Source organism: Bacillus sp. JJ722 (assembly GCF_036963345.1).
Lineage (GTDB): Bacteria > Bacillota > Bacilli > Bacillales > DSM-1321 > Bacillus_AD.
The window spans coordinates 1-8,702 of sequence record NZ_JBALMO010000258.1 but is presented as its reverse complement, the minus strand read 5'-3'; the positions used below and the strand labels follow the sequence as shown (position 1 = coordinate 8,702).

At 36.8% G+C, this 8,702-nt stretch carries 9 protein-coding genes; 5 read left to right on the top strand and 4 right to left on the bottom strand.

Annotated features, from left to right (window positions below; translation table 11 throughout):
- Window positions 1-28 precede the first annotated feature (28 nt).
- Window positions 29-1,345 carry a branched-chain amino acid transport system II carrier protein gene (gene brnQ, locus V7014_RS23170; protein WP_335510780.1) on the bottom strand — a complete coding sequence of 439 codons (1,317 nt, stop codon included), beginning with the start codon at window positions 1,343-1,345 and terminating at the stop codon, window positions 29-31.
- A gap of 283 nt (window positions 1,346-1,628) precedes the next feature.
- On the opposite strand from brnQ, the gene V7014_RS23165 reads away from it, so the two are divergent.
- From V7014_RS23165 to abc-f, 4 genes are all read left to right on the top strand, one after another.
- Window positions 1,629-2,810: a DEAD/DEAH box helicase gene (locus V7014_RS23165; protein ID WP_335510778.1), complete on the top strand. Its 1,182-nt coding sequence runs from the start codon at window positions 1,629-1,631 to the stop codon at window positions 2,808-2,810.
- A 142-nt stretch (window positions 2,811-2,952) separates the two neighbouring features.
- Window positions 2,953-4,140 (top strand): methionine gamma-lyase, encoded by a 1,188-nt coding sequence (gene megL, locus V7014_RS23160; RefSeq protein WP_335510776.1) that lies wholly within the window; start codon window positions 2,953-2,955, stop codon window positions 4,138-4,140.
- Between the two features lie 90 nt (window positions 4,141-4,230).
- Window positions 4,231-4,401, top strand: coding sequence for an RAxF-45 family protein (locus tag V7014_RS23155; protein WP_335510774.1), 171 nt, complete (start codon window positions 4,231-4,233; stop codon window positions 4,399-4,401).
- Window positions 4,402-4,573: 172 nt separating this feature from the next.
- Complete coding sequence (gene abc-f / locus V7014_RS23150) at window positions 4,574-6,205, top strand: ribosomal protection-like ABC-F family protein (RefSeq protein WP_335510772.1); 1,632 nt, start codon at window positions 4,574-4,576, stop codon at window positions 6,203-6,205.
- 58 nt (window positions 6,206-6,263) lie between these two features.
- Here abc-f and V7014_RS23145 read toward each other — a convergent pair whose 3' ends face one another.
- On the bottom strand, window positions 6,264-6,536 hold the full coding sequence (locus V7014_RS23145; RefSeq protein ID WP_335510770.1) for an acylphosphatase: 273 nt from the start codon (window positions 6,534-6,536) through the stop codon (window positions 6,264-6,266).
- A gap of 79 nt (window positions 6,537-6,615) precedes the next feature.
- The gene (locus tag V7014_RS23140; RefSeq protein ID WP_335510768.1) at window positions 6,616-6,897 is read right to left on the bottom strand and encodes an acylphosphatase; all 282 of its coding nucleotides are present in this window, start codon (window positions 6,895-6,897) and stop codon (window positions 6,616-6,618) included.
- A 144-nt stretch (window positions 6,898-7,041) separates the two neighbouring features.
- Here V7014_RS23140 and fabG point away from each other — a divergent pair, with 144 nt between their 5' ends.
- Window positions 7,042-7,782: a 3-oxoacyl-ACP reductase FabG gene (gene fabG, locus V7014_RS23135; RefSeq protein ID WP_335510767.1), complete on the top strand. Its 741-nt coding sequence runs from the start codon at window positions 7,042-7,044 to the stop codon at window positions 7,780-7,782.
- A gap of 92 nt (window positions 7,783-7,874) precedes the next feature.
- On the opposite strand, the gene V7014_RS23130 is transcribed toward fabG, so the two are convergent.
- Window positions 7,875-8,426 (bottom strand): thioredoxin family protein, encoded by a 552-nt coding sequence (locus V7014_RS23130; RefSeq protein ID WP_335510765.1) that lies wholly within the window; start codon window positions 8,424-8,426, stop codon window positions 7,875-7,877.
- Between the last annotated feature and the right edge of the window lie 276 nt (window positions 8,427-8,702).

The following is an 8,702-nucleotide window of genomic DNA, read 5'->3' as shown; positions in this document are numbered from 1 at the left end:
AAGTCTCATACGGCGTTGAACGGGTACTCTACGCTTTTGTTTTATTTGTTACTTTTTGAACAATTAAGCCGATAATAATGCCTGTTATGGCTGGAATAATCCAGCCAACTCCAAATTCATATAAAGGCATAATTTGAAGTAGACCCGTTAACTTGTTCGCTAATAATGTATTGTTTAGTGTATCTATAATACTGTAAATAGTTGTAAAAGTAATACCTAGTACATACACGATTTTACTACTGCTAATTAGGTCATCTATGAATACCAATAGTATCAGTACTACGGCGATAGGGTAGATCATTCCAAGGACAGGAACAGAGAATGAAAGAATAGCGTTTAAACCCATGTTTGCAATGATGCCACTCAAAATGGTAATGACAACAGCCCATTGCTTATAGCTTAGACGAGGCATCAAGTTAGTAAAGTATTGGCTACATGAGATTACGAGTCCGATGGATACGCATAAGCAGGCAATTGTGAAAAGAACGCCTAGAAGAATGATACCGCCATTACCAAATAATTGTTCCATTACTTGTGTTAGCACAGATGCACCATTATCAGTTTCACCGAATGTAGCGCCACTAGAAGCACCTAAGAAGCCAAGAATACTATAAATGATAGCTAGAAGGGCGCCAGCACCAATTCCCGCAACCATCATGGAGAAGGAAATACTGCGTTTGTTAGTAATGCCTTGTGTGCGAATCGTATTGGCAATAACTATACCGAATGCGAGTGATGCTAGTAAGTCCATTGTTAAATAGCCATCTAAAAAGCCTTTGAAGAAGGCACCTTCGCTGTATGCTTCTATAGGTGAAGTAGTCCCTCCTAAAGGGGTAATGATACTCTTTATTAAAATGATGAGAATAAGAATTAATAGTGTAGGTGTTAGTAATTTGCCAAAGCGATCAACGATTTTACTTGGCGAAAGACTTAGCCATAAAACAATACAGAAGAAGACGATTGAATAAATAATAAGTGCTATACCTAGCACGCCTTCATCACTTGACATAAATGGTTTGATACCCATTTCAAATGCAACCGTAGCACAGCGTGGAATGGCCATCAAAGGTCCAATTGAAGTGTAAATAATCAATGGGAATAAGATAGAAAATAACGGTGATACTCTACTGCCAATAACATCCAATCCGCCAAGTTTGGCAACCGCAATTACCCCTAGAATAGGTAATCCCACTGCTGAAAGGATGAATCCAGCCATTGAAATCCATGTTTCGGTTCCCGATGCTCTTCCAAGGAAAGCTGGAAAAATTAAATTACCTGCACCGAAAAACATGGAGAAAAGCATAAAACTAATAAAAATTAATTGTTTCTTAGACAGATGTTGCATCATGATAAGTTCCTTTCTGAGTGAGTAGATGTAGATGAGTATAACAATTAAAATATTATATTTCTATATCTTTTGAAAAAACAAAGTAAAGTTAATATTTCCATTATCTGTTTTAAAAAAACAGATGTTTCTGCTTTACTGAAAAATGCTGGATTTCTGAAGCGATATATCATATGCTAGTCGGAGCTATAGAAAAGTTGATATTCAAACGAAAAATGTTGAAAATAGAAAGAACGAATACTATGAAAATACACTATATAAAGTGGTATGAAGGAGAATAACTATGACAAAGGCTTCATTTATACAAGAATTACCTTCCTTCCTACAAGAAGCGTGGAAGAAAGAAGGCTATCAAGCACCTACGAATGTTCAAGAACAAGCTTTTCCTAATATAATGAATGGCCAAGATGTAATTGCTGAATCCCCAACAGGAACAGGGAAAACACTAGCGTATTTACTCCCGCTATTAACGAAACTTGATGAGAAATCTATCCAATTGCAAACCGTAATCTTAGCCTCCTCAAGAGAACTTGTAATGCAAATTCATCAAGAAATCCTTAACTGGACAGCCGGTAGTGACATTCGTTGCGCATCATTTATTGGTGGAGCAAATAGTAAGCGTCAGCTTGAGAAGCTAAAGAAAAAGCCACAAATTGTAGTAGGAACACCTGGAAAGATTCAAGAATTAATTCAACAAAAGAAAATGAAGATGCATGAAGTGAAAACAATCGTTTTAGATGAAGGTGATACACTTCTAGTTCCAGAGCACTTTGAGACGGTTACAGCTATTATTAAGAGCACAATGAAGGATCGTCAGCTTCTACTATTCTCAGCGACAGTGAACAACGATGTTGCTGAGCGCTTGGCAGATTATATGAAAGAACCAGCTTCGATCTCAATTAAGAAGGATGCAACTCTTTCAGGCAATGTGGAGCATATTTATTTCGTATGTGAGAAACGTGAAAAACTATATGTAGTAGAGAAAATTGCTCGTTTACAAGATGTGAAAGCGCTAGTTTTCATGAAGGATATTGGAGATATGGATTTCATCGCAACGAAGATGAAATATAATAAAATGAACGTTGCGGTATTAAGTGCAGATGGTAATAAAAGCGAACGTGAACAAGCCATCAAAGGTTTCCGAAAGGGACTATATCCTATGATGCTATCTACGGATGTGGCTGCTAGAGGATTAGATATTAAGGGGCTGACAACTGTTGTTCACTTTGATTTACCTAGAACTTTAGAGCAATATACACACCGTTCTGGAAGAACTGGCAGAGCAGGTAATAATGGTACAGTCATCAGTATTATCACCGCTTCTGAGGAAAAAGAGTTAAAACAATTAGCGAAGAAGCTTAATGTTCAAGTAAGCAAGAAAGAATTCTATAAAGGTGGTATTGTGGATGAAAGAAAAACAAATCGTCCAACACGCCAACCTTTACCAAAACGCAAAAAGAAATAATGGATGAAAAATTTCATCTTGAAAGAGGCTATCCTTTATGTGGATGGTCTCTTTTGTATGGAGTTTCAAGGATAGATGACTTACATTTTCTGTGCATTTACCATACAATGATATAGGGAATATAATGAAAAGGAGATAAAATATGGGAGATAAATTTAATAATATCGAAACAGCGGTTATACATTTTGGGTATGATTCAAAGAAGCATAATGGAAGTCTTTCTGTACCTATTTATCAAACATCCACATTTATTTTCGACAATGCGGAACAAGGGGAGCAGCGTTTTGCAGGAAATGAAGCTGGTCATATTTATTCGCGTTTAGGTAATCCCACTGTCGATATATTAACTGAGAAGATGGCATTTCTAGAAGGAGGAGAAGCAGCACTTGCTTTCGGATCAGGCATGGCAGCTGTTTCTGCTGTATTGTTTTCTTTAACGAAAGCAGGCGACCATATTGTTTGTTCTAAAGGGCTTTATGGATGTACATTCGGTTTATTAACTTTAATGAAAGATAAATACAATATTACACATTCATTTAGTTGGCTATCGTCAGAAGAGGAATTGGAACAAGTAGTTAAACCTGAAACAACGGTTATTTATATTGAAACACCGATAAATCCAACGATGAAGATGATTGATTTAAGCATGGTATCGAAATTTTCTAAAGAGCGTGGTATTACAGTGGTTGTGGATAACACTTTCTCAACACCTTATTTACAAAAACCATTGGAATTAGGCTGCGATGTTGTTGTACACAGTGCAACGAAGTATATTGGTGGTCATGGTGATGTTGTTGCAGGTATAGCAATTGGTTCAAAAGCGTTTATGGATGAAGTGCGATCAACTACTCAAAAAGATATTGGTGGCGTCATTTCGCCTTTTGATGCATGGCTATTAATTCGTGGTTTGAAGACGTTACCTGTACGCATGGATCGTCATTGCGAAAACGCTGAGAAGATTTTTTCGCAATTGAAGTCTCATCCGAAAGTAAAAGCGGTTTATTATCCAGGAGATACAGAACATACTGACTATACTATTACACAAAAGCAAATGAAGAAGAGCGGTGGGCTTATTTCATTCGAAATAGACGGTAGCAAACAAGATGCACAAGCTTTCTTGAATGCTCTTAAATTAATGAAACTAGCGGTAAGTTTAGGTGACACTGAATCATTGATTCAACATCCTGCTTCAATGACACATTCGGGTATTCCTGAGAAAGAGCGCCTTGAAATGGGCATCACAGATGAGCTTATTCGTTTGTCTGTTGGATTGGAAGCATGGGAAGATATTTGGAGTGATATTGAACAAGCGTTAAATACACTTAATTAATTGTACTTTTCGAAAAATATTGTTTATTCCTGAAGAAAATATTATAATAATACAGAATATATATTGGAATTAAAGGAGGTGTAGAGACGGATGTTACGTTCTGGTGTGTTGCGTGAGCAATTTTTAGATTTTAAATATATTTGCTGCGCAATTTTTCATGGTGAAAATGTTCAAGGGGGAAGTCTGCCCTTTTTTCAGAACAATTTCATAATGAAAACAGAACGCAATTGTCTCTTCACCCCATTACACATACGTACATGAAGAGGGCGTAATAGCCCTTTTTTGTTGGCGTTTTTTAGCTGACGTTTCTTTATGTACAGAAAAAATATGTATGCAAAAGCCATGGGTATAAGCGATGAATGCTATACCTATGGCTTTTTTTGTCTGGAAAAAAATAATAATAATAGGATTTATATAGAAGGAGAGAGTAAATATGAGTATTTGTGCATTTGATTCAGTTAGTAAAATATTTGGAGGTAGCCAGCTATTTAGTGAATTATCTTTTGAAATTCAGGAACGTGATCATGTTGGGTTAGTAGGTGCGAATGGTAGTGGGAAGTCAACGCTTTTAAAGCTCATGTCTAACCTAGAAACACCTGATAAAGGTGCGGTTCATATGAAGAAAGGGACGACTGTAGGCTATTTAGCACAAATTCCACATGTCGATTCAGAATGGACATGTCGAGAAGTATTAGAATCAAGCTTTGCTGAATTAGCGCAAATGGAAGCAAGACTTGCTTATTTAGGAGAGAAAATGGCGAGTGAGCCACAAGAAGAAAAATTAACTAAATATATGAATGAGTATGGTTCTCTACAAGATCGCTTTCTTGAAATGGGAGGATATGAAAAAGATTCAAAAATTGAAAGAGTAGCACATGGGCTTGGTATTCAGTCTCTATTGTCATTGTCATTCAAGCAAGTGAGTGGCGGTGAACAAACGAAAGTAAATTTAGCGTATATTTTATTGCAAAGCCCAAGTTTGTTGCTGTTAGATGAACCGACGAACCATTTGGATATTAGTGCTGTTGAGTGGCTGGAAGATTATTTGAAGAGTTATCAGGGGACGGTTATCATCGTTTCACATGATCGATATTTTTTAGATGCAATTACAACGAAAATTTTTGATTTAGAAGATGGAGAAATCACAATCTATCATCAAAACTATTCAGGCTTTGTGAAGGAAAAAGAAAAGAAGCTATTGTTAGAGTTTCAACAATATCAAGAGCAACAAAAGAAGATTAAAAAAATGAAAGAAGCCATTAAACGCTTAAGAGAATGGGCAAATCGTTCAAATCCTCCGAGTGAAGGTTTGCATAAGCGAGCAACAAATATGCAACGAGCTTTAGATCGCATGGTGAAAGTCAAAAAGCCGGTGTTAGAACGAAAGAAAATCAACTTACAATTTATGGCTGAAGATCGTAGCGGGAAAGAAGTAGTGGTGATGAAAGAAGTAGCAAAAATTTACAATGATGAATTTCTGTTTCATAGTATTAATTTACAGCTTAATTACAATGAACGAGCTTGTATTGTTGGTGATAATGGAACAGGTAAGAGTACGCTTCTGAAGATATTGCTTAGTGAAGTGAAACAAGATGATGGAGAAGTGAAGTTAGGCAGCAATGTGAAGATTGGTTATTTATCACAACATCATCGTTACAATCATCCGAGGATGACGGTGTTAGATGTCTTTCGAGAAGAAGTGGCAGTAACCGAGGGTGAAGCTAGGCATATACTCGCTTCATTCCTATTCTATGGTCATGCTGTATTTAAAAGAGTGGAAAGTCTAAGTGGTGGTGAACGAATGCGACTTCGCCTAGCGCAGCTTATGCATTCAAATATAAACTTTTTAATATTGGATGAGCCAACGAATCATTTAGATATTGATTCGAAAGAAGTTTTGGAGTCAGCTCTCGATGATTTTGAGGGTACAATTCTAGCTGTTTCACATGACCGCTACTTTTTAAATCAACTGTTTCATAAAACCTATTGGTTGAAAGATTATACGATGCAGACATATGGTGGAAATTATGATTGGGCGAAGAGTAAAATGCAGCAATTGAATTAGCTTCTAAAGCATAAGTTAAGACCGAGAACTTTTCTCGGTCTTAATCAATGAAGTCTTATTAATATATTTGTTTAAACTTTTCATAACCATGAATAGTATCAAGTTCTCGAACCGTTACGTTATCAACACGTGCAAAGCGATGTCCTTTACGAATATTGTTAATAAACCCTTCGAGATTATGAGCTTTACCTTCAGCTTCAATCTCTACATCACCGTTCTCTTTGTTGCGAACCCATCCAGTAATATGATGTTCTTCAGCCTTAATGGTCGTAAAGTAGCGAAAGCCGACGCCTTGAACATGCCCTTCTACAATTATGGCAACACGTTTCATATTAGCACCCTTTCTTATTACGGATCAAAGTGTTACTTTCAAATATTGTACACGAAAAGAATGAGACGATGCTGGGATTTCATGAATCCATTTTTACTTGAAATACTTCATACCCATATGAGGTAGGAGTTTCGCTTATAGAAATGTTCTTTACTTTAGAGAAAAAAGGTCCTTTTGAAACACGCTTAATAAACATATCAAGATTATGCGGAGCTCCTTCAGCTTCAATATGTACACCGCCTTCTAGCGTATTGCGGACCCAGCCTTTAATATGAAACTTTTCAGCTACTTTTACAGTAAATTTACGAAAGCCTACTTTTTGTACTCGACCGGTTACATGTATGGTTATTGATTTGCTCACTTTTTACCTCCATTTATAAATAATTGTAACTTTTTAGGTTATTTTAACATATGTAAATATTATATATGTGTAAATTACACTGTTATTTTGAAAATATGGTAGAATGTGGTTTGGGGTATTTCATAAAAAGCAAGGGGCGAAAGTATGAAATTACAAAATAAGGTAGCGATTATTACTGGTGGCGCAAACGGTATTGGTTGGGAAGCGGTTAATGTGTTTCTGAATGCAGGTGCAAAGGTTGCAATCGCAGATTATTCTATTGATGGGACGAAAGAAAAAATCTCAGAGCTAGGAGAGTATGCAAATCATGTTGCCTCATTTCATGTGAATGTAGCAGACCGTGAAAGTGTGGATAAAATGGTTCAAGCTGTAGTTGAACATTTTGGAAAGATTGATATACTCATCAATAATGCAGGTATTACGAAAGATGCGATGTTAACAAAAATGAGCATTGAGGATTTTCAAAGTGTAATTGATGTTAACTTAACTGGTTTATTTCATTGTACACAAGCGGTAGTGCCACATATGATTCAAAATCAAACGGGGAGGATTATTAATACATCCTCAGTTTCGGGTGTGTATGGTAATGTAGGTCAGACAAATTATGCTGCAGCAAAATCCGGCATTGTTGGGATGACAAAAACGTGGGCGAAGGAACTTGGTCGAAAAGGAATTACGGTTAATGCTGTTGTACCTGGTTTTATTGCGACTTCTATGGTCGAAACCGTTCCAGCTAAAGTTATAGAAAGAATAACAAGCACAATTCCTCTACAAAGATTGGGTAAGCCAGCAGATATAGCGAATGCATATCTATATTTAGCTTCAGACGAAGCGAACTATGTAAATGGCTCTATCTTACATGTAGATGGTGGAATTATGATGTGAGTATATAAATAAGGGATGGACTCATCAGTCTATCCCTTATTCTATTATTCGACAAGTAATTGTTGAATTACTGCAGTATTTGAGTATGTTAATTATTTTACAAATGTATGGAACATATCTTCTTCTACATCAGACCATAGAGTTTGGTCGGTCGTATAAAGCTTGCCAATCATTGCGTAGAATTCTTTAATTGCTGATTCAAAAGCTGGATCTTCATGTGCAGGCAGTACTTTTCTTTTATCATCTACCATTGCTTGAACTTTCGCTGCACGAGGTCCCCATTTAGCAAATTCTTCACCATTTTCATCGATGAGGACGATAATTGGAATAGAGCGAGCCGTTCCGTTTGTTAAATATTGGTCCATTAATTCAAGGTTTTCATCACGAATGAAAAACGCTGTTTTAATATTAGCTTCCTTTGCAATGGCCATGAAGACTGGTACATTCATCATGGCATCTCCACACCAATCTGCAGTTAAAATCAGAGCACGTAAGTTGTATTTTTGTAGTGCTTGAGCTTTTTCTACATTTTTTAAAATATATTGATTCGCTATTTTCTCCATGTTATCTCGATTTACCGTCATCCCATTAATGTAAGTTTCCTCTGTTAATCCTTTATTAAACCAATCATTTAGCTTCATCATAATCATCCTCCTTTATAATTATCAGTACGTAGTTTATTTTTTTGTTATGGAAGCCAATCAGCTCTTAGTAGACTCATACCCTAATCAGAGTGCTCCAGTCCATACGGAACTAACCGGGCGCTTCCGCTTTTCTATGTTGTCTAGCTCCAGCGCCCAGCTCCTAGTGGACTTCACCATCCTCCCTACGATAAGTCAACATCGAATCGCTTACCTGCTCTTCGTGTTTCCTTTATCTCAGTCGGAGGGCTCCAGTCCATACGGAACTAACCGGGCGCT

Coding starts and splice junctions, on each gene's coding strand:
- V7014_RS23165 (WP_335510778.1), top strand. CDS start 1,629: ATGACAAAGGCTTCATTTATACAAGAATTACCTTCCTTCCTACAAGAA.
- abc-f (WP_335510772.1), top strand. CDS start 4,574: ATGAGTATTTGTGCATTTGATTCAGTTAGTAAAATATTTGGAGGTAGC.
- V7014_RS23130 (WP_335510765.1), bottom strand. CDS start 8,426: ATGATGAAGCTAAATGATTGGTTTAATAAAGGATTAACAGAGGAAACT.
- V7014_RS23155 (WP_335510774.1), top strand. CDS start 4,231: ATGTTACGTTCTGGTGTGTTGCGTGAGCAATTTTTAGATTTTAAATAT.
- brnQ (WP_335510780.1), bottom strand. CDS start 1,345: ATGCAACATCTGTCTAAGAAACAATTAATTTTTATTAGTTTTATGCTT.
- megL (WP_335510776.1), top strand. CDS start 2,953: ATGGGAGATAAATTTAATAATATCGAAACAGCGGTTATACATTTTGGG.
- fabG (WP_335510767.1), top strand. CDS start 7,042: ATGAAATTACAAAATAAGGTAGCGATTATTACTGGTGGCGCAAACGGT.
- V7014_RS23145 (WP_335510770.1), bottom strand. CDS start 6,536: ATGAAACGTGTTGCCATAATTGTAGAAGGGCATGTTCAAGGCGTCGGC.